This is a genomic window from Roseicyclus sp., from assembly GCF_965662675.1.
GTDB lineage: Bacteria > Pseudomonadota > Alphaproteobacteria > Rhodobacterales > Rhodobacteraceae > Roseicyclus.
Window position 1 is genome coordinate 1 of sequence record NZ_CBFIIK010000008.1, and the last position, 18,964, is coordinate 18,964.

Here is an 18,964-nt window from a genome sequence, read left to right on the forward strand (position 1 = left end):
GGCGGGCACCGGGCGAGCCGCCCCCTACCCTGTTCGAGTTCATTCCCGACAACGCTATCGTGTTCGCCGACGAAAGCCATGTGAGCGTACCACAAATCGGCGGCATGTATCGCGGCGACTACCGGCGCAAGTTCACGCTGGCCGAACACGGCTTCCGGCTGCCGTCCTGCATGGATAACCGCCCCCTCAAATTCGAGGAATGGGACGCGATGCGCCCCCAATCCGTATTCGTTTCTGCCACGCCAAGCGCGTGGGAACTGGAACAGGCCGGCGGCGTCTTCACCGAACAGGTGATCCGCCCCACGGGCCTTTTGGATCCGGTCGTGGAAATCCGGCCGGTCACGATGCAGGTCGACGATCTGCTCGACGAGATCCGCCGCGTCGCGGCACGCGACATGCGGGTGCTGGTCACGACGTTGACCAAGCGCATGGCCGAGGATCTGACCGAATACCTGCATGAACAGGGCATCCGCGTGCGCTACATGCATTCCGACATCGACACGATCGAACGGATCGAGATCCTGCGCGACCTGCGGCTGGGGGCCTTTGATGTGCTGATCGGCATCAACCTGTTGCGCGAAGGTCTCGACATTCCCGAATGCGGGCTGGTGGCCATTCTGGACGCTGACAAGGAGGGGTTCTTGCGCTCCGAGACCTCGTTGATCCAGACCATCGGACGCGCCGCGCGCAACGCCGAGGGGCGCGTGATCATGTATGCCGACCGCATCACCGGCTCGATGGAGCGGGCGCTACGCGAAACCGATCGCAGACGCGCCAAACAGATCGCTCATAACGAGGCGCATGGGATAACGCCCGCCACGGTGAAAAAGAACGTCGAGGATGTTCTGGCAGGGCTTTACAAAGGCGATACAGATATGGCGCGCGTCACCGCCAAGATCGACAAGCCGATGGTAGGGGCCAATCTGGCGGCCCATCTCGACGGGCTGCGTGCCAAGATGCGCAAGGCGGCCGAGAACTTGGAGTTCGAAGAAGCCGCCCGCCTGCGCGACGAGGTTAAGCGATTGGAAGCAGTGGAGCTTGCCGTGGCAGACGATCCGCTTGCCCGCCAATCCGTGGTCGAGGACGCGGTGGAAGAGGCGGTCAAGATGAAAGGCCGATCAACCGCAGGGCGGCCGGGGCAAAGGGGCGGAAAGGCGCGACCGCGCCGTTAATCACCCCCCCGCGCCGCCCGGCACCACGGTCAGGCCAAGGCCCTGCCAGTTCTGCATACCGCCCCGGTAATAGCTGATGTTCTCGGCTGGAAAGCCCGCCTCGATCATCCGGCGCGCGGCGGTGGGGGATTGTCCGCACCACGGGCCGTTGCAGAACAGGACGACCTTTTTCAAATCACCCTCGCATATCCAGCCATCGAAATCGGGTTCGCAGCCCAATTCGCCCAAACGGTCCGCCGCCTCGGTATAGGGGACCGAGACCGCGCCGGGGATGGTGCCCGCCTCGAATTCGGGGCGGATGCGGCCATCCAGCACCAGCGTGTCCGGGTCTTGCAGCGCCGCGATCACCTCCAGCTCGCCGATGGGCGTGACACCGGGCGCAGGCACCATCGGTTGGATGCAGAAATTCGGGCAAGGCCGGGAGGTCAGCGTCCAATCACCCTCCAACCGGGCGGCATTGTCTTGGTTACGCGTGACCTCGACCATGCCCGAGGGCGTCGGCACGCTGGCCGAAAACATATCAGGCGTCAGGCCGACGGGATCGGCGGCAGCCGACAACGGAAGGGCGATCAGGCCCAGAACGAATACCAGATTTTTCATCATAACCTCCCTAGACTTCGTCCCTAGGGTCAAGCAGCAAGCGCCAACAGTCAACCTGCGGTTGGTCGCAGCCTTGCCAAACGCGTATTGCGTGCCATTTTGCGGATGATGCTGCGCATGATCCTGCCGATCTTGACGATTCTTGCCCCCCTGCCCGCCACCGCGTGGGAGGCAGGTCGCGCAGGCGCACTCTGCACCCTCAGCGATGCCACCGGCGATGTGGTGCTGACCCATGACCCGAACGGTCCGGTCTATACCATCACCGCGCGCCGCAGCGATCCTTGGCCCGAGGCGGCGATTTTCGGGATCACCTTTCTGGGCCAAGATGGGCTAACCATCACCACAGATCGCCATATCCGCTCAGAGGACGGGCGCGCCATCACGGTCACCGATCAGGGGTTCGGCAATCTGTTGGCGGGCATGCGCGGCAATGACACCGCGACGCTCTTCGCCGGGCCGGTCAGCAAGACGGTCTCGCTGGCCGGGGCCGCACCCGCGGTCGCAGCATTCGAGGACTGCACACCGCTGCCGCTGTCCTAGCCCGCGCGCCGAAAGGTCAGGTAATGCGGCACGCGCCCCTCGCGCAGGGCCTTTTGCTCGTAGCGGGTCGAGATCCAATCACCCCACGGGTTGCGCCAATCATCGGCGCCTTCGGCCAACCAGTCGAAACCATGGCGCGGCACCTGTTCCAAGGTCTGCCGGACATAGTCGGGAATATCGGTCGCCACGCGAAAGATCGCGCCGGGTTTCAGCACCCGGGCAAGGGGTTCAAGATGCTCGGGCGTCACGAAACGGCGGCGATGATGGCGCGCCTTGGGCCAAGGGTCGGGATAAAGCAAAAACGCCCGCGCGACCGAGGCGGGTGGCAGCACATCGAACATGTCGCGCACATCGCCGGGATAGACCTTGAGGTTATCCACGCCTGCACGGCGGATCTTGCCCAATAGCATCGCCACGCCGTTGATATAGGGCTCGCAGCCGATGATCCCGATGTCGGGGTTCAGCCCGGCTTGATGGACCATATGCTCGCCCCCGCCAAAGCCAATCTCGAGCCATGTCTCGCGCCCAACGAACATGGCCGCCAGATCGAGGGGATGGCGGCCGGGGTTCTCTTCCCAACCCACCGCGCCGGGGCTGAGCGCGTCGAGATCCTCTTGCAGATAGACCTCTTGGCTGTCGCGCAGATGCTTGCCACGGCGGCGGCCGTAGAAATTGCGCGGCGGGCGGTCGGGGTGGTGGATCTTGGGCAAGTCACATCCTCGGTCGGTCACAGCGCCGCGGTCTAGCCCGTTGGGGCGGCGGTCTCAATCCCCTGCCCTTCCTTTTGCCCGGCGGATGATTATCTATGTCAATCACAGCCAATGGAGGCCGCGCCATGTTCGGGCAATCCATCAAGCTTTTCGATCTGCTGGGCTTTCCGATCCGCATCGATGCCAGCTGGTTCCTGATCGCCGGGCTGATCGTCTGGAGCTTGACGACAGGCTATTTTCCCCAAACCCTGCCCGGCTTGGCGCCGATGGGCCATCTGGCCTTGGGCGTGGTGGCGATGCTGGGGCTATTCGCCAGCCTGATCCTGCATGAACTGGCCCATTCGCTTGTCGCGCGGCGCTATGGGCTGGGGATCGGGGGGATCACCCTGTTCCTGTTCGGCGGGGTCGCGGAATTGAACGACGAGCCGAAAAGCGCCGCTTCGGAATTCTGGATCGCGATTGCCGGCCCGGCGATGAGCGGCGCGCTGGCGCTGCTCGCCGGGCTGATCGCCGCCGCCCTCCCCGACACCGGGGTGCTTGCGGTGTTGGTGGGCTATCTGGCGGCGGTGAACCTGATGCTGGCGCTGTTCAACCTGCTGCCCGCCTTTCCGCTCGACGGGGGCCGCGTCTTGCGCGCATGGCTGTGGCATCGCTCGGGCGATCTATTGGCAGCGACGGCCAAGGCCAGCGGCACGGGGGTGGTGTTGGCCTTCGGGCTGATGGGCCTTGGGCTTCTCTCGGCGATATCGGGGGGCGGGATCGGCGGGGTCTGGCTGGTGATGATCGGCTTTTTCGTGCTGACCGCTAGCCGCGGCGCCTATCAGCAGCTTTTGGTGAAAGATGGTTTGCGCGGGCGCCATGTGGCCGATCTGATGACGACCAATCCGCATATGGCCCACCCCGGCATGCGCCTTGACGCTTTGGTCGAACAGGTGATGCTCGCCCATGCTATCAGCTTTGTGCCGGTGATCGCGGAGGGCCAGCTTGTCGGCCAGATCGACACGCGGATGGTGCAAGCCACTCCGCGCGTGGAATGGGGCCAGCGCGATGTGGCAAGCGTGATGGCGCCGGTCGATCCCGACTGCGTGATCTCACCCCAGATGACGGCGCAAGACGCGCTGGCGCGGCTGATCGCAGGGCCGGGGCGCAAGTTGATCGTGGTCGATCGTGGTGTGGTTTGCGGGGTGCTGAGCCTGCGTGACCTACTGGGTCATATCGCCGTGATGCAGGCCTTGGGTGGTGTCAGCCATTCGGTTCGAACGGGCAAGGCCATCGCCCCGCCCGTTCGAAAGCCGATGCTCAGACAGCAGCCTTGAGCGCCTCGACCAGATCGGTCTTTTCCCAGCTGAAGCCGCCATCGGCCTCGGGGGCGCGGCCGAAATGGCCATAGGCCGCGGTGCGCTGGTAGATCGGCTTGTTCAGCCCCAGATGGGTGCGGATGCCGCGCGGCGTCAGGCTCATCACCTTGCGGATCGCGGCCTCGATCCGGGCGGCGTCCACCGCGCCCGTGCCATGCGTGTCAGCATAGATCGAAAGCGGTTCGGCCACGCCGATGGCATAGCTCAGCTGAATGGTGCAGCGCCGGGCAAGGCCCGATGCAACCACGTTCTTGGCCAGATAGCGCGCGGCATAGGCGGCCGAACGGTCCACCTTGGTCGGGTCTTTGCCCGAGAAGGCGCCGCCACCATGCGGTGCCGCCCCGCCATAGGTGTCGACGATGATCTTGCGACCCGTCAGGCCCGCATCCCCATCGGGGCCGCCGATGACGAATTTGCCCGTCGGGTTGACCCACCAATTCGTCGCGGGCGTGATCCAGCCCGCGGGCAGAACCTCGCGGATATACGGCTCAACCACCGCGCGCACATCATCCGATGTCATCGCCTCATCAAGATGCTGGGTCGACAGCACGATCGAGGCCACCTCGACCGGCTTGCCACCCTCGTAGCGCAGCGTGAGCTGGCTTTTGGCATCGGGGCCAAGCGTCGGCTCTTGGCCGGATTTGCGCACCTCGGCCAAGCGGCGGAGGATGGCATGGGCATATTGGATCGGCGCAGGCATCAACTCGGGCGTCTCATCGACGGCATAACCGAACATGATCCCTTGGTCGCCCGCGCCTTCATCCTTGTTGTCGGAGGCGTTCACGCCCTGCGCGATATGGGCGGATTGTTCGTGCAAAAGGTTCGTCACCTCGACAGTCGCGTGGTGGAACTTGTCCTGCTCATAGCCGATATCGCGGATGCAGGCGCGCGCGATCTCGTCGATGCGCCCCATATACTCGGCAAGCTTCGCCTGATCCGACAGGCCGACCTCGCCGCCAATCACGACGCGGTTAGTGGTGGCGAAGGTTTCGCAAGCGACGCGCGCCTCGGGCTCTTGGGCCAAAAACGCATCAAGAACAGCGTCGGAAATGCGGTCGCAGACCTTGTCGGGGTGGCCCTCCGAAACAGATTCGGAGGTGAACAAATAATTATCTCGGGCCATTGTGTGAAAGCGCTCCATTGAAAAAGGTCCCCACGCCAGGAAGCCGTTGTGGGTCATAGCGCCCTTTACGGGCTCAGTCGCAGGTGCGCAATGGCGGCTTTCGCCATGACAGGGCCAAAATCGCGGATGTTGCCAAAAGGACGAGGAAGAATATCGGAGGATCGCCAATTCTTGCGTAAATCGATGGTGGCAAGGCCACGGGCAAGGGCGCATCCAAGGCACCGGCCATGTTCAGGGGCAGCATCGCGACAATCGCCCCGCGCGCATCGATCACCGCCGAAACGCCGGTATTGGCCGCGCGCAAGAGCGGCAAGCGCTGTTCGGCCGCGCGCAGCCGGGCAAGGGCCAGATGCTGGTAGGGGCCGGAAAAGCTGCCGAACCATGCATCGTTCGTGACCTGAACCATCCAATCGGGGCGCGCCGTTTGCGCCAGATCACGGGCAAAGATCGCCTCGTAGCAGATCATCGGAAAGACTTGGCCAAGCCTTGCACCCAGCGGCATCAGAGCGGGCCCCGCACCCGGCACATAGCCGCCATCCAATCGCTCGGCCAAGCCACGCAAGCCAAGCGCGTTCGCGACCATACCGCCCGGCATATATTCACCGAATGGCACAAGCCGATGCTTGTCATAGACTGCGTCCACGGCACCCAGACCATCCAACAAGGCCAAGCTGTTTCGCGGTTGAAACCCCTGAAACCTCTGCGCACCGACAAGCGTCATCGCGCCATCGGCAGCAGCGGCGATGCGCATACGCGCGATGCCCGAGTCCTCCAGCAACACCGGCAGGGAGGTTTCCGGCCAGATAATCAGATCGACGGGGGCCGCGCCGGCTTGCGCGCTCAGGTCGAGGGCGCGCTCGAAAAACACCGGGATCATGTCCTCGCGCCATTTCAAATGTTGCGGCGCATTGGGTTGAACCAAGCGGATGATGGGTGCGTCCCGAGCCGGGGGCGATGCAGCCGGCCGCGCCGCGTCAATCCAGATCGCTCCGATCAATGGCACCACCAGCACCAAAATGGCTGGCAGAGGGCGCGCCGGGCCAAGATAGGCCATACCCCCAGCAAGGGCCAAAACGATCAGCGTCAGACCATGCGCACCCGCGATCCCGGCCAGGGCCAAAAGCGGCGCGCCGATCAGCACGTGACCCGGATGCGCCCATGGAAAGCCAGTCAAGATGACCGCGCGCGCCATCTCGGCCAGAACCAACAGGCCGACCATCGCTGCAAGCCGCGCCCCCATGGCCGCAGGCATGATAAAGCGCAGCGCGATCCATGCCGCAGGCACCCATAACAGGGCCAAACCACCCGCCATCGCCCCCAAGGCGAAGGGCGCCATCCATCCGGTCGCCGCCGCGTCGACCATGAAGGGTTCGACCAACCAGTTGAGCGAGACCGCGAAATAGGAAGCACCGCCCAGCCACAGCAATACTGCCGCGCGCCGCAGGCTGGGTGCGGTGACAACCAAGCGCAACAGCACCGCAAAGGCGATCAATGTCACCAGCCACAAGTCGAAAGGCGCATGTCCCAGACCCGCGCTTGCCCCGGCCAGAACACACAGCCCAAGCCGCGCGACGGACGACGCCCCGCCGTCAGGGACCGTCGCCGCCACGGGTTTTGTCACTCAGCGGCCTCTTTCGGAAGGCGTACCCGCAAGCGCTTGATCCGGCGCGGATCGGCATCGATCACCTCGAACTCCACCCCCGAGGGGTGCGGTACCACTTCCCCACGCGCGGGCACGCGGCCCGACAGCAAGAACACAAGGCCGCCCAAGGTGTCGACCTCTTCCTCGTCATCGACCTCAGAGAGCGCGATGCCGATCTCTGCCTCGAAATCCTCGAGCGGCGCGCGCGCAAGCGCCAGCCATGCGCCAGAGGCCTCGCGCGTCCAAGGCTGGGCCTCTTCGACGTCATGCTCGTCTTCGATCTCACCGATGACCTGTTCGATCAGATCCTCGATCGTCAACAGTCCCTCGACACCGCCGTATTCGTCGATGACCAGCGCCATATGGGTGCGCTCGGTCTGCATCTTGGCCAGAAGGACGCCGATGGGCATGGAGGGCGGCACGAACAAAAGCGGCCGCAGCATGGTGCGCAGCGAAAAGCCAGCTTGCTTGCCGTTGAAGCCGAAACGCAGCGCCACATCCTTGAGATGCACAAGGCCCAAGGGGCTATCAAGTGTGCCTTCGTACACCGGGAGGCGGGTCATACCGCTGTCGCGGAACACCTTGACCAAAGCCGGCAGCTCTTCCTCGCAGGAAATCGAAACGACCTCGGCACGCGGGATCATCACATCCTCGACACGCATACGGCGCAGGTTTGACATGCCGAATTGCGGCCCTGCCGTTCCGTTCGCGCCACCCGCCTCAGGGTGATGATCGGTGTTGGAAACATCAGCTGCGGCGTCTTCGCCGGTGCCGAATAATCTGGCGAAAAAACCCTGCTTTTGCGGCTGCGGGTCTTCATCCTCTTCCTGCGCGCGATGCGCTGCGGGAGACGAGGGATCGGGGTTTGAGCTCATGGCTCCTTTCCAGACGGCACGAACCCAACGTGGCCCGCATCATCAATATGGGTCAGCGATACCCAGTCTGGCAAGGATGCGTGTCTCCAAACCTTCCATTAGGGCGGCATCAGCGTCGTTAATGTGATCAAAACCCAACAGGTGGAGCAAGCCATGCACCAGCAAATGGCTCAGATGGTGGTCAAAAGACTTCTCGGCCTCCAAAGCCTCGCGGGTCACCACACCAAGGGCAATCGCGATATCGCCAAGTTCGACCGGCGGGTCTTGGACAACGGGCGCAGGCAGATGCGGCATATCCCCCGCCCTGTCGGCTGCGCGATCCTCGGCAGGCCATGACAAGACATTGGTGGCCGCGGCTTTTCCGCGAAATTCGCCGTTCAGCATGGCGATACGCGCATCATCGCAGGCCAAAAGCGAAATGATGAAGCGGTCAGCCGGCAAATCGAGGGCTGCGAAGGTGGCACGAAAGGCCGCCGCCGCAAGCGGTTCGATGGCTGTCGCCTCCCAAGCGGGATCGTCGAAAAGGATATCTATCTCCATGGATCCAGCCCATGCACTGGCGCGCGGATGCGGTCAACACGCTCCGACGATCATCCAGCCGCATCCATCGCGCGGGCGGCGGCCCTGCCCGCGGCCCAAGCCCCGCCAAGCGTGGTGGCCATTGGTCCCGGCGCCGCCTCACCCGTGAAAAACAGCCGGTCTTGGATCGGCGTGACATAATCTTGGCGCGCGGTCGCAGCGCCGGGCCGCAACAAGGCCCAAGTGCCACCGCTGAACGGATCGGCACGCCAGTCATGATGATCATGCGCGATCGCCTCTTGCCCGGTGTGGTGGCGCAACACTTCCTGCGCGGCGGCGGCCAAAGCGCCCGGCCCCTCGGCCTGCAACGCATGCGCATATGCGCCCGCGAACAGGACCGAGGCCAAGGGCGCACGCGGATCGAGATGCAACAGCGCCCCTTGTCCCGCCACAAGTGCCGCTGGATCGACTGCGAATTCCGCAAGCTCCGGCACAACCCGGCTCATGCGCAGGCCGACTTTCACGAAATCGGCCGGCCCCAACGCATCGAAGGCTGCCAGATGAGGCAAAGGCAAGGAGGGCATGACCCGGAGCGCAGCTTTGGCCAGCACCATGGGCGGTATCGTGACCAAGACAGCGCGCGCGCGCAGCCGCCCGAATTCCCCCGCGACGGAGACATGTCCCGCAGCGTGCAAATCGATCTCGCGCACCACATGGCCGGTGCGGATCGGCAAGCCTCTGGCCAATGCCTGCAACAAGCCGCCGGGCCCACCCGATACCAGCGCATCAGCACCGCTTTCCATCATCGCGGCATCGCGGAGTGCGATCTGGGCCGGGTCGCCACCGATCGACAACGCCGATAGCCAAACCGCCGCATCCGTCCATCGCTCGCCCGTGATCAGCGTATCAAACCGGGTATCGGCCTGCGCCCGTGCCGCCGCGCGGTCGATCCGTGCATCAAGCGCTTCAAGCCCCGCGAACAGCGCCTCGGTCGCACCATCGTCGCCGCTGACCTGCATATTCCCGAAATCGCTCCAGATCGGGTCACTGCCTGCGCGGCGTGCCAGTGACAAAAGCGGGTTATCGCGCCCGTTGTGCAGCCATTGCGCGCCCCGATCCCACGGCAAGCCAAGCGCCTCGGTCGATGTCCATGCCCGACCGCCGATCCGGTCGCGCGCTTCCAGCACCACAATGCTATGGCCAAGACCCGACAGCATTTGCGCTGCCGCGATGCCAGCAGCACCTGCCCCGATGATGATGAAATCCGTATCGTACCCGGCTTGCGCCGCCGCAAGGCGCGGAGCGGCCAAACCGGCGACCGACGCAGCCAATGACTGGGCCAGAAAACGCCGCCGGGTCCGCATCGCGCGTCAGCCCTGCTGGCCGCCCGCGTCTGCGTCATAGGCTTCGATGATCTTGGCGACCATCGGATGACGCACGACATCCTTGGAGGTGAAGTAGTTGAAGGTGATCCCCTTGACCCCGCCAAGAATACGCTCGGCCTCGGCCAGACCGCTTGGCACGCCGCGCGGCAGGTCGACCTGACTCCGGTCGCCGGTGATCACCATGCGCGACCCTTGACCCAGACGGGTCAAAAACATCTTCATCTGCATCGCGGTGGCGTTTTGCGCCTCGTCGAGAACCACATAGGCATTCGACAGCGTCCGCCCCCGCATGAAGGCCAAGGGCGCGATTTCGATCGTCTTTTCTTCCATCAGCTTTTGCAATTGCTTGCCGGGCAGGAAATCATTCAGCGCGTCGTAGAGCGGCTGCATGTAGGGATCGACCTTTTCTTTCATGTCGCCGGGCAAAAAGCCCAGACGCTCGCCCGCCTCGACCGCGGGGCGGCTGAGGATGATCTTGTCGACAAGGCCGCCGATGAGCTGGTTCACACCAACGGCCACCGCAAGATAGGTTTTTCCTGTGCCTGCCGGGCCGATGCCGAAGGCCAGTTCATGTGCGAAAAGATTGCGCACATATTCCTGTTGCGCGGCGGTTCGGGGTTCGACGGTTTTCTTGCGGGTGCCGATCTCCAATGCACCGCGTTGGAACATCTCGATCTGGTCGCCCGCGCGCACGCCCGTGCCTTCATCCGAGCCGCCCAACCGGATCGCGGCGTCGATATCACCCGGTTCGACCGCGCGGCCCGACTCGAGCCGGGCATAGAGTTTCTTCAGCACATCCGCCGCCGCCTCGCGTGCATCGCCGAGAACGGCAAGCTGGTTGCCGCGATGCAACACATGCACCGAAAGCAGATGTTCGATCTGGGCAAGGTTGCGATCGAATTCTCCGCAAAGCTCGATCAGCAGACGGTTATCGGGAAACTCGATCGAAAGCTCGACCGGTGTGCCATCGGTGGGGGCCGCCAGAGGGGTAATCGCCAAATTGCGCTCCGGTTTGGTGTTGCGCCTAGCTTGACTGTGGCAATGCAGAGGACGCAACGCAACAGCTTGTGGTCGCTGTCATGAAACTTTCTTTATCCTGTGGTGCTTGGCGCATGAAAAACGGGCACCTCCCATGGCGAAGGTGCCCGCAAATCCCGTCGAATCGGCGCTTAGCGGTTCGCCGAACGCGGCACGCGGTCTGGGAAATCGCTGCCCGAGGTGATGTTGCCGATGATCGAATTGGGCGGCGCGACGGCAGTGCAGACAGGCAAGCCCGAAACCGGATCGCGGCGGCGCGACCAATACCCTTCGAGGCCGTCGTCGATCATCCAGATATGGCAGCCATCGGGATCGATATAGATACCCGCCTCCAACCGGCTGAGACTTCCGGCATCGCGGCCAAAATCTTCGGCAACGGCGCGCACGGGGGCGTTGCCCGTGGCGCGCGTGGTCCCCTCGAAGCTTTCGACGCAGCCCGAGACGAGAATGGCACAGCCCAGCAAGGCCGAGGTTTGCAGAACGGTTTTCATGACCCTCATCCCCTTACCGGTAGCACACGATTTCAACGCGGCGGTTTTTTTGCATGTTCGCGGCACTGTTGTTCGCTGCGACTGGCCGACGTTCGCCATAGCCGATCTCGCGGGCCACGCGTGCGCCCGCGCTGCGTGCGACATTGGCAACCGAGGCTGCACGACGCTGGCTGAGGCGCATGTTGTATTCATCCGATGCGCGGCTATCGGTATGGCCGTAGATCGCATAGGCAAAGGCGCCGGCAGAGCGGAAGAATTGTTCCAAATGCGCCCGGCCCGCATGGGTCAGCCGCGCACTGTCGGTATGAAACAGCACATCGCTATTGGCCACTGCGCAGGTATTCACATCCAGACACACCGGCATGCCGTTATGTGGATTGACGCGGCCCTCCATGTAACCCTCGACGCCGCCATCGGCGACCCAATGCATGCAGCCATCTGGATCGATCCACAGCCCGGGTTGTACCCGCCCGCTGACCGCGGCAGAATTTTGCGCCTGCACGGGGTTTGGCACCATCCAAAGCGCGGTTGCAACAATCGCCGCACCGCCCAATAGCCGCGCAGCAATGCCTGACAATCTGGTCATCAACTCAAGTCCCCCAGTTGTTTTCGCGTCAACCGGCGCCCATCGCATACAAAAACGCCACGCCAAAAGACAAACATTATGCGCAAAAGATAACATCACGTCCCCATAAGGGAAGCGGTTTCTTGCTGGTAGAGACACAGATTTGGAAACAATCCGCGTAATTTACGCTGGATATTGTGTCAAAATCGCCCAAAGCGGCCATTCGGCGGGCACCGAAATGCCATCTGCAGGGCGCCATCAGGGTTGTGCGGTCAAGCGCCCTGTCAGGGAATTGCTTTGCGTGGCGATGATTTCAACCGGTGCGATCTGGCCCAAAAGCGCCTCTGGCCCATCGCAATGCACGGCATGCAGATACTCGGATTTGCCGCTGAGCTGGCCTTCCTTGCGCCCCGGTTTTTCGAACAATACGTTGACCACCCGCCCAATCATGCCCTCTTGCGTCGCGCGTTGCTGGGCGGTGATCAAGGATTGCAGGCGTTGCAGACGCTCATCGGCGACATCGGCGTCAACGATCGCGCGCTCGGCGGCGGGTGTGCCGGGCCGTGCGGAATATTTGAACGAATAGGCCGCCCCGTAGCCGACTTCCGCCACCAGATCGAGCGTGGCCTGAAAATCGGCCTCGGTCTCGCCGGGGAAACCCACGATGAAATCGCCCGACAAGACCAGATCGGGCCTTGCGGCGCGGATGCGTTCGATCAGCCGGATATAGCTTTCGGCAGTATGCTTGCGATTCATCGCCTTGAGGATCGTGTCCGATCCCGACTGCACCGGAAGATGCAGATACGGCATCAGCTTTTCGCAATCGCCATGAGCGGCGATCAGATCGTCCTCCATGTCGTTGGGATGCGAGGTGGTGTAGCGGATGCGGTCAAGCCCGTCGATCCGGGCCATCTCACGCACCAGGCGCGCCAGTCCCCATTCGCCGCGATCGAGACCCGCGCCATGATAGGCGTTGACGTTCTGGCCCAGAAGCGTGATCTCGCGCACCCCGCGCGTCACCAGATCGCGCGCCTCGCGCAGCAAGCGTTCAGCCGGGCGGCTGACCTCGGCACCGCGCGTATATGGCACGACGCAGAAGGAACAGAACTTGTCGCAGCCCTCCTGTACGGTCAGGAAGGCGGTCGGCCCACGCATCGGGCGGCGATCTTGCGGCAGATGGACGAATTTGTCCTCTTCGGGGAAATCGGTGTCGAGAACCCGCTCGCCACGATCCACAGCCTGCATCATCGTAGGCAAGCGATGATAGGTCTGCGGGCCAACAACCAGATCGACCATGGGCTGGCGGCGCAAGATCTCTTCGCCCTCGGCCTGTGCGACGCAACCGGCGACCGCGATCTTGAGGTCGGGCTTGGCGTCATGCAGCGGCTTCAGACGCCCCAGATCGGAATACATCTTTTCCGCTGCTTTCTCGCGGATGTGGCAGGTGTTGAACAAGATCATGTCAGCGGCTTCTGCGGTATCGACCTGCTCATAGCCCTGCGCGCCCAGCGTCTCGGCCATGCGTTCGCTGTCATAGACATTCATCTGACAACCGAATGTCTTGACGTAGAGCTTTTTCGCCTCGGTCATCGCGTCGCCCGGCCCCGGCTGATAAGAATTCCTTGATGGCTGGCGTGTACACGGCAAGACGACTTGCTTCAACCGATCGCATCATTGAAAACATCGCCATGACGCGACACACTACGCTCAAGGGCAACCCACGCAGCTTCTCGGCCAGACAGGCACCATGAATTTCGACAATATCGAACAGTTCGCCACGGTCGTCCCGGGCAGTTTCGGCAAAGGTCCGGCCGCGATGATGATCGCCGAGGACGGGATCGAGGTGGCGTCGACCATCGCGCATCTGCGCAGCTTGGGCTTTCGCCATATCTTCGTGTTGGCTTCGCCCGATCTCGATGTGCCGCCGCTGATGGATGATATCGCGGTTCAGCTGCATGTGATCCGCGCGCGCACCCGTGCGCCGGGCGCCACGCAGGCGGCGGTGAATATCTTGATCGACAAGATGCCCGGCGAATGGCTGCACTACTGCTATAATGGCGAATACCTGTTCTATCCGTTCTGCGAGGATCGCAGCGTGGGCGAGATGGTGACATGGGTGATGGAAGAGCGGCGCAGCGCGATCCTGACCTATGTGATCGACCTCTACGCCCCCGATCTGCGCACCCATCCCAATGCGGTGTCGCTCGATAGCGCAATGCTGGACAGCTCGGGCTACTATGCCGAGGGGCGGCCCGACATCAACGGCCACCCCAAGGAACGGCAGCTCAATTTCTACGGCGGCCTGCGCTGGCGTTTCGAAGAGCATGTCGCCAAACCCAAACGCAAGATCGACCGTATCGCCCTGTTTCAGGCCATGCCCGGTTTGCGGCTATACGACGATCACACGCTCAGCGATGAAGAGATGAACACCTATGCCTGCCCGTGGCATCATTCGCTGACAGCGACGATCTGTTCGTTCCGCGTGGCCAAGGCGCTGCGTACCAATCCCGGCTCTCGCCACGATATCGCCGATTTCAGGTGGCATAAATCGACCCAGTTTCATTGGTCGTCGCTACAGTTGATGGAGCTGGGCCTGATGGAGCCCGGCCAATGGTTCTGACGCGATGACCACGCCCCCCAAGGCGTGGCGCGATCCGGCGATCTTGTCCTTCATGATCGCGGAAACCGTGATCTGGGCCGCGATCTTCTACAGCTTTCCCGCGCTCGTGCTTGAATGGCAGGCCGAATTCGGCTGGTCGGCCACACAGGCGATGGGAGCCTTCAGCATCGCGCTGGCGATGCAGGGATTGGCAGCACCTTGGGTCGGGCGCTTCATCGATCGCGGGCTGGCGCCATTCGGCATGCCCTTGGGCGCGATGGGCGCGCTTGCGGGCCTTGTCGCGCTGACCCAGATCAGCACGCTGTGGCAGTTCTACGCGGTCTGGACATGGCTGGGGCTGATGATGGGCTTTACGCTTTACGACGCCGCCTTTTCCGTCGTCACGCGCGCACGCGGCGCGCATGCCCGTGCGAGCATCACCGCGATCACGCTGGCGGCGGGTTTTGCCTCGACGCTGGCCTATCCGCTCAGCGCGGTGATGATCGAGACCGGCGGATGGCGGGCGGCGGTCTGGGTCTTGGCGGGGTTGGTCCTGATCCTCGTTCTGCCGCTGTTGTGGCTGGGGGCCAAACGGCTGGAGATGGAGGCGCAAACGCGCAACCCAAAACCGGCGGAGCGACCCAGCCTTGCCCCGTCACACATCATGCGCAGGCCCGGATTTTGGCCATTGGCAGGCGGTTTCGCGCTAACCGCACTTGGATCGGCGATCTTGCTGGCCCATCTGCTGCCGCTGATGGCCGCCTTGGGTGTGCCGACGGGGCTTGCGATCCTTGCGGCCGCGACGATTGGGCCGGCACAGGTGGCCGCGCGCATCCTCTTGATGCTAGCCGGTGCGCGGGTGTCTGCTTGGCAGGTCGCGCTCGGGGCCTTCATCATGTTAAGTTTCGCCGCCTTGGCCATGGGCGCAGCCGCGGTACTGCCGGTGCTGGCCTTGGTCTTCGCTGTGGCGCAAGGCATGGGCAATGGCGTGATCTCGATCCTACGCCCGGTCGTGACGCGCGATGTGATGGGCGAGGCGGGTTTCGGTGAAAGCGCAGGGGCGGTGGCGCGGGTCTCGCTTTTCGCTTTTGCCATCGCGCCGGGTCTCGGGGCCATTCTGGCCGATACCGCAGGCTATGGCGCGGTGATCATGTTGTGCGTGAGCGCACCACTTCTCGGGGCGCTTTTGCTGCGGCGATTGCCGCCACAGATCGGGGCATGATGGGCTGGCTGATCTTTCTCGCGGCCACCGGGGGCGGTGGCCTGATCGGCCACGCCGCCTTCGGCCCGGAGGGTGGCATAGTGCTGGGCTTGGCGACAGCACTTGCAGCAACACTTTTCCGCCGCCTCTTGCGGCGCTTGTTGTTGATCGCCTTCGTGGTCGGGGGCGCGGCCCTTTGGCTGGGGCTTGTTCCGCTTCCCACCTGACGCCACCGACCAAACAGAGAGGGCGACCCAGCCGGATCGCCCCCTTTTCTTGCATAAGAACGGCTCAGGCGGTTTGCGCCTCGATGACCTTGGATGCGCCCGTGGTGATCGCGATCTGGCGCGGCTTCAACGCCTCGGGCACCTCGCGCAGAAGATCGACATGCAGCATGCCGTTTTCATGGGTTGCACCCGTCACCCGCACATGATCGGCAAGCTGGAACCGCTTTTCAAAGGCGCGCGTCGCGATCCCGCGATGCAGATAGGTGCGATCCCCCGCCTCGGCGGCCTTGCGCGCGGCGACGATCAACTCTTGCTCACGCTGCTCGACGCTCAATTCATCCTCGGCAAAGCCCGCCACGGCGATCGAGATTCTATAAGCCCCATCTTGGGTCTTCTCGATATTATAGGGCGGATAGGTGCTGGCGGTGCTGTCTTGGGTCAGCACGCGGTCCAAAAGATCGGCCATACGGTCGAAACCGACGGTGGCACGGTAAAGCGGGGAAAGGTCATAGCTTCTCATTTGTCATCCTCCATTGAGCGACAACTGTCATGATGGACCGCCCGACAAGGGCACGGTCCTTGGGTTCATGGAACGGCCCGACATCGCGGCACCGCCCCGCTTTTCGAGGTAGGAAGTGGAAAAACCGCTTTCAAGCCCTGCTCAGGGCCGGATGAAGCGCGCGCTCAGATTACCACGCCCACCGTCACCTGCGACAGGGCGCAGGGCCACGCCGTTTCCGCCGCGCGGGCTGCGACCGGGCACGGTGCGCGCTGCCGCCATCAAGCCGGGCAAAAGCGCATCGACATCGACCGCGAAGGCGGCATCTTCCCCGTTCCATTGCCCCATTGCCGAGACAACCGCGACCACTTCGAAGCCGGAGGGGGTCTGGCGCAGGATCGGCGAGCCAGACGAGCCCTGCACAACCTTGCATGTCAGCGCGGTGATCGCCTCCTCGCGCCCGACGATCTCGCAATCCTCTTGGATCGAGGCATAGCTCTCGCGATCACGCCCGTAAGATACGATCGTGACCACATCGCGCAAATGCCCCTGAATGCCCGTGCGGATCGGCACGACCAAACCCGACAAGATCGGCTGATCCAATTCGAGAAGTGCAATGTCATGTGCGATCAACGACATCGGCGGAGGGCCCTGCGTGGACCGGAAATCACCCGGCACGAAGGAGCGCGTCACCCTGCGTGTCGCCTCGGGCCGCCCATTGCGCAGCCCGGCAGCGAAACTCAGCGCATCATCGGCGATCCGACGATTGTTATCATCATAAAGGCAATGCGCGGCTGTCAGCACCAGATCGGGTGCTACCAATGTCGCCGAGCAGAATGACACACCCGTATCCAGACGCCCGACCGCCTCCCATCCGCGCGCGGCATCGGCAGAGACCAAGGGGCGCACCGTACCCGCCCCCGAAATCTGCGGCAGCGATTGCGCCGTCACGACGAAAGGCACGCCCAAGGGCAGCAAGGCGATCAACAAGCGGGCAATAACAAGACGCATGGCAGGACCGGATCAGTAGACTTCACCGCGTCCTAGCGATCCGATTCGGCAGAATTGAGGCCGCTTTGCGCCAATTTATGCCTTAGCGCAGGATCGGCACCGCCAAGGCGCGCTTGCCCTCGGCATCCAACCCCGCAGGACGCGGCCCGCCCGTCGCCCAGTCGAGCAATTCGACCGTATGCACGATGGGGATCTCTGTGCCCGAGCCGATCTGCATCATGCAGCCGATATTACCCGCCGCGATGATCTCGGGCTGCGTCGCCTCGAGCGTCTGCACCTTGCGCGATTTGAGCTGCCCCGAAATCTCGGGCTGCATCAGGTTGTAGGTACCGGCCGAGCCACAGCACAGATGACTGTCGGCAGGCTCGACCACGCTAAAACCCGCGCGCTTGAGCAAATCCTTGGGATAGGTCTTGATCTGCTGGCCATGCTGCAACGAACAGGCTGCGTGATAGGCGACGCGGTGACCCATCCGTCCCTCGGGTAGGTCCAGCTTCATCAGCACCTCCGAGACATCCATCGCAATGGCGCTGACCGCAGCCGCCTCGGGGGCAAGGGCTTCGGTGCGGAACATATGCCCGTAATCCTTGACCGTCGTGCCGCAACCGCTGGTGTTGATGACGATGGCATCCAGCCCCCCGCCCGCCATCTCGCGCGTCCAGGCCCTGATGTTCTTGGCCGCCGTCGCATGGCTTTCCGCGGTCTTGCCCATGTGGTGGGTCAAGGCCCCGCAGCACCCCTGCCCCTCGGCGATCACCACATCGCAACCCAGCCGCGTGAGCAGCCGGATGGTGGCATCGTTGATATCGGTATTGAGCGCGCGCTGCGCACAGCCCGTCATCAGCGCCACCCGCATCTTCCGCTCACCCTGTGCAGGAAACACCTGCGGGTCGTCATTGCGGCTGACGGGCGGGATGGTCTTCGGCGCCATCGCCAGCATCGCCTTGAGCCGGGCATCAGGCATGAGGAAGGCAAAGGGCCGCCCGATCTTGGCCCCCAGAAGCGCCACCCGAAACCGCGTCGGATAGGGCAGGATCTTTGCAAGCGTCCAGCGCAGCACGCGCTCGAAAAGCGGGCGCTTGTAGGTCTGCTCGATATACTCCCGCGCGTGATCGACCAGATGCATGTAATGCACACCCGAGGGGCAGGTCGTCATGCAGGCCAGACACGACAGGCAGCGATCGATATGCTGCACCGTCTTGGCGTCCGCGGGCCGCCCTTTCTCGAGCATATCTTTTATAAGATAGATCCGCCCCCGCGGGCTATCCAACTCATCGCCCAAGACTTGGTAGGTCGGGCAGGTCGCGGTGCAAAAGCCGCAATGCACGCAAGAGCGCAGCACCTCGTTGGCGCGCTGGATCGCAGGTGATTTGAGCTGCTCGGGCGTGAAATTGGTTTGCATCGCGGCA

20 protein-coding genes and 1 riboswitch are annotated in these 18,964 nt (G+C 63.3%); of the genes, 6 read left to right on the forward strand and 14 right to left on the reverse strand.

Annotation, left to right across the window (positions count from 1 at the left end):
- Nucleotides 1-1,172 (forward strand): helicase-related protein (locus tag ACTG4J_RS03030; RefSeq protein WP_439137024.1); only part of this gene is annotated, 1,172 nt, incomplete at its 5' end.
- Here the strand turns inward: ACTG4J_RS03030 and ACTG4J_RS03035 are convergent.
- Nucleotides 1,173-1,772: a rhodanese-like domain-containing protein gene (locus ACTG4J_RS03035; protein ID WP_439137025.1), complete on the reverse strand. Its 600-nt coding sequence runs from the start codon at nt 1,770-1,772 to the stop codon at nt 1,173-1,175.
- A 108-nt stretch (nt 1,773-1,880) separates the two neighbouring features.
- Here ACTG4J_RS03035 and ACTG4J_RS03040 point away from each other — a divergent pair, with 108 nt between their 5' ends.
- Complete coding sequence (locus ACTG4J_RS03040; RefSeq protein ID WP_439137027.1) at nt 1,881-2,312, forward strand: hypothetical protein; 432 nt, start codon at nt 1,881-1,883, stop codon at nt 2,310-2,312.
- Here ACTG4J_RS03040 and trmB read toward each other — a convergent pair.
- Entirely contained in the window at nt 2,309-3,022 is a 714-nt protein-coding gene (trmB, locus tag ACTG4J_RS03045; RefSeq protein ID WP_439137029.1) for a tRNA (guanine(46)-N(7))-methyltransferase TrmB, read from the reverse strand. The genes ACTG4J_RS03040 and trmB overlap by 4 nt on opposite strands.
- Nucleotides 3,023-3,147: 125 nt before the next feature.
- Between trmB and ACTG4J_RS03050 the strand changes: the two genes are divergently transcribed.
- On the forward strand, nt 3,148-4,338 hold the full coding sequence (locus ACTG4J_RS03050) for a site-2 protease family protein (RefSeq protein WP_439137031.1): 1,191 nt from the start codon (nt 3,148-3,150) through the stop codon (nt 4,336-4,338).
- Here the strand turns inward: ACTG4J_RS03050 and metK are convergent.
- From metK to miaB, 9 genes are all read right to left on the reverse strand, one after another.
- On the reverse strand, nt 4,322-5,503 hold the full coding sequence (metK, locus tag ACTG4J_RS03055; protein ID WP_439137032.1) for a methionine adenosyltransferase: 1,182 nt from the start codon (nt 5,501-5,503) through the stop codon (nt 4,322-4,324). The genes ACTG4J_RS03050 and metK overlap by 17 nt on opposite strands.
- A 10-nt stretch (nt 5,504-5,513) precedes the next feature.
- Nucleotides 5,514-5,561, reverse strand: a riboswitch (SAM-SAH riboswitch).
- Between the two features lie 15 nt (nt 5,562-5,576).
- Nucleotides 5,577-7,124: an apolipoprotein N-acyltransferase gene (gene lnt, locus ACTG4J_RS03060; RefSeq protein ID WP_439137033.1), complete on the reverse strand. Its 1,548-nt coding sequence runs from the start codon at nt 7,122-7,124 to the stop codon at nt 5,577-5,579.
- Nucleotides 7,121-8,020, reverse strand: a complete 900-nt coding sequence (locus ACTG4J_RS03065) for a hemolysin family protein (protein ID WP_439137034.1) — start codon at nt 8,018-8,020, stop codon at nt 7,121-7,123. The genes lnt and ACTG4J_RS03065 overlap by 4 nt, the downstream gene beginning before the upstream one ends.
- 42 nt (nt 8,021-8,062) lie before the next feature.
- Nucleotides 8,063-8,560 carry an rRNA maturation RNase YbeY gene (gene ybeY, locus ACTG4J_RS03070; protein ID WP_439137035.1) on the reverse strand — a complete coding sequence of 166 codons (498 nt, stop codon included), beginning with the start codon at nt 8,558-8,560 and terminating at the stop codon, nt 8,063-8,065.
- A 50-nt stretch (nt 8,561-8,610) separates the two neighbouring features.
- A complete protein-coding gene (locus ACTG4J_RS03075; RefSeq protein ID WP_439137036.1) occupies nt 8,611-9,903 on the reverse strand; it encodes a flavin monoamine oxidase family protein in 1,293 nt (430 codons plus the stop codon).
- A 6-nt stretch (nt 9,904-9,909) separates the two neighbouring features.
- Complete coding sequence (locus ACTG4J_RS03080) at nt 9,910-10,923, reverse strand: PhoH family protein (protein WP_439137038.1); 1,014 nt, start codon at nt 10,921-10,923, stop codon at nt 9,910-9,912.
- Nucleotides 10,924-11,093: 170 nt separating this feature from the next.
- Entirely contained in the window at nt 11,094-11,453 is a 360-nt protein-coding gene (locus ACTG4J_RS03085) for a hypothetical protein (protein WP_439137039.1), read from the reverse strand.
- Nucleotides 11,454-11,466: 13 nt separating this feature from the next.
- Nucleotides 11,467-12,039, reverse strand: coding sequence for an OmpA family protein (locus ACTG4J_RS03090; protein WP_439137040.1), 573 nt, complete (start codon nt 12,037-12,039; stop codon nt 11,467-11,469).
- A gap of 237 nt (nt 12,040-12,276) precedes the next feature.
- Nucleotides 12,277-13,608, reverse strand: coding sequence for a tRNA (N6-isopentenyl adenosine(37)-C2)-methylthiotransferase MiaB (gene miaB, locus ACTG4J_RS03095; protein ID WP_439137041.1), 1,332 nt, complete (start codon nt 13,606-13,608; stop codon nt 12,277-12,279).
- Between the two features lie 157 nt (nt 13,609-13,765).
- Between miaB and ACTG4J_RS03100 the strand changes: the two genes are divergently transcribed.
- Genes ACTG4J_RS03100 through ACTG4J_RS03110 form a run of 3 tightly spaced genes read left to right on the forward strand, consistent with a single transcriptional unit; the run spans nt 13,766 to nt 16,045 of the window.
- Nucleotides 13,766-14,638 carry a hypothetical protein gene (locus tag ACTG4J_RS03100; protein WP_439137042.1) on the forward strand — a complete coding sequence of 291 codons (873 nt, stop codon included), beginning with the start codon at nt 13,766-13,768 and terminating at the stop codon, nt 14,636-14,638.
- A gap of 4 nt (nt 14,639-14,642) precedes the next feature.
- Nucleotides 14,643-15,839 (forward strand): MFS transporter, encoded by a 1,197-nt coding sequence (locus ACTG4J_RS03105; RefSeq protein ID WP_439137043.1) that lies wholly within the window; start codon nt 14,643-14,645, stop codon nt 15,837-15,839.
- On the forward strand, nt 15,839-16,045 hold the full coding sequence (locus ACTG4J_RS03110) for a hypothetical protein (RefSeq protein ID WP_439137045.1): 207 nt from the start codon (nt 15,839-15,841) through the stop codon (nt 16,043-16,045). Before ACTG4J_RS03105 ends, ACTG4J_RS03110 begins: the two co-directional genes overlap by 1 nt.
- 64 nt (nt 16,046-16,109) lie before the next feature.
- Here ACTG4J_RS03110 and ACTG4J_RS03115 read toward each other — a convergent pair whose 3' ends face one another.
- The 3 genes from ACTG4J_RS03115 to glcF form a co-directional block, all read right to left on the reverse strand.
- Nucleotides 16,110-16,565, reverse strand: a complete 456-nt coding sequence (locus tag ACTG4J_RS03115) for an Hsp20 family protein (RefSeq protein WP_439137047.1) — start codon at nt 16,563-16,565, stop codon at nt 16,110-16,112.
- Between the two features lie 141 nt (nt 16,566-16,706).
- Nucleotides 16,707-17,555 carry a trypsin-like serine peptidase gene (locus ACTG4J_RS03120; protein ID WP_439137049.1) on the reverse strand — a complete coding sequence of 283 codons (849 nt, stop codon included), beginning with the start codon at nt 17,553-17,555 and terminating at the stop codon, nt 16,707-16,709.
- A gap of 82 nt (nt 17,556-17,637) precedes the next feature.
- Nucleotides 17,638-18,957, reverse strand: coding sequence for a glycolate oxidase subunit GlcF (gene glcF, locus ACTG4J_RS03125; protein WP_439137051.1), 1,320 nt, complete (start codon nt 18,955-18,957; stop codon nt 17,638-17,640).
- Nucleotides 18,958-18,964: the final 7 nt, after the last annotated feature.

What these genes read in the sequence shown, in the direction of transcription:
- ACTG4J_RS03035 (WP_439137025.1), bottom strand. Translation starts at nt 1,772, where the DNA reads ATGAAAAATCTGGTATTCGTTCTGGGCCTGATCGCCCTTCCGTTGTCG.
- ACTG4J_RS03040 (WP_439137027.1), top strand. Translation starts at nt 1,881, where the DNA reads ATGCTGCGCATGATCCTGCCGATCTTGACGATTCTTGCCCCCCTGCCC.
- ACTG4J_RS03050 (WP_439137031.1), top strand. Translation starts at nt 3,148, where the DNA reads ATGTTCGGGCAATCCATCAAGCTTTTCGATCTGCTGGGCTTTCCGATC.
- metK (WP_439137032.1), bottom strand. Translation starts at nt 5,503, where the DNA reads ATGGCCCGAGATAATTATTTGTTCACCTCCGAATCTGTTTCGGAGGGC.
- ACTG4J_RS03065 (WP_439137034.1), bottom strand. Translation starts at nt 8,020, where the DNA reads ATGAGCTCAAACCCCGATCCCTCGTCTCCCGCAGCGCATCGCGCGCAG.
- ybeY (WP_439137035.1), bottom strand. Translation starts at nt 8,560, where the DNA reads ATGGAGATAGATATCCTTTTCGACGATCCCGCTTGGGAGGCGACAGCC.
- ACTG4J_RS03075 (WP_439137036.1), bottom strand. Translation starts at nt 9,903, where the DNA reads ATGCGGACCCGGCGGCGTTTTCTGGCCCAGTCATTGGCTGCGTCGGTC.
- ACTG4J_RS03085 (WP_439137039.1), bottom strand. Translation starts at nt 11,453, where the DNA reads ATGAAAACCGTTCTGCAAACCTCGGCCTTGCTGGGCTGTGCCATTCTC.
- ACTG4J_RS03090 (WP_439137040.1), bottom strand. Translation starts at nt 12,039, where the DNA reads ATGACCAGATTGTCAGGCATTGCTGCGCGGCTATTGGGCGGTGCGGCG.
- miaB (WP_439137041.1), bottom strand. Translation starts at nt 13,608, where the DNA reads ATGACCGAGGCGAAAAAGCTCTACGTCAAGACATTCGGTTGTCAGATG.
- ACTG4J_RS03100 (WP_439137042.1), top strand. Translation starts at nt 13,766, where the DNA reads ATGAATTTCGACAATATCGAACAGTTCGCCACGGTCGTCCCGGGCAGT.
- ACTG4J_RS03105 (WP_439137043.1), top strand. Translation starts at nt 14,643, where the DNA reads ATGACCACGCCCCCCAAGGCGTGGCGCGATCCGGCGATCTTGTCCTTC.
- ACTG4J_RS03110 (WP_439137045.1), top strand. Translation starts at nt 15,839, where the DNA reads ATGGGCTGGCTGATCTTTCTCGCGGCCACCGGGGGCGGTGGCCTGATC.
- ACTG4J_RS03115 (WP_439137047.1), bottom strand. Translation starts at nt 16,565, where the DNA reads ATGAGAAGCTATGACCTTTCCCCGCTTTACCGTGCCACCGTCGGTTTC.
- ACTG4J_RS03120 (WP_439137049.1), bottom strand. Translation starts at nt 17,555, where the DNA reads ATGCGTCTTGTTATTGCCCGCTTGTTGATCGCCTTGCTGCCCTTGGGC.
- glcF (WP_439137051.1), bottom strand. Translation starts at nt 18,957, where the DNA reads ATGCAAACCAATTTCACGCCCGAGCAGCTCAAATCACCTGCGATCCAG.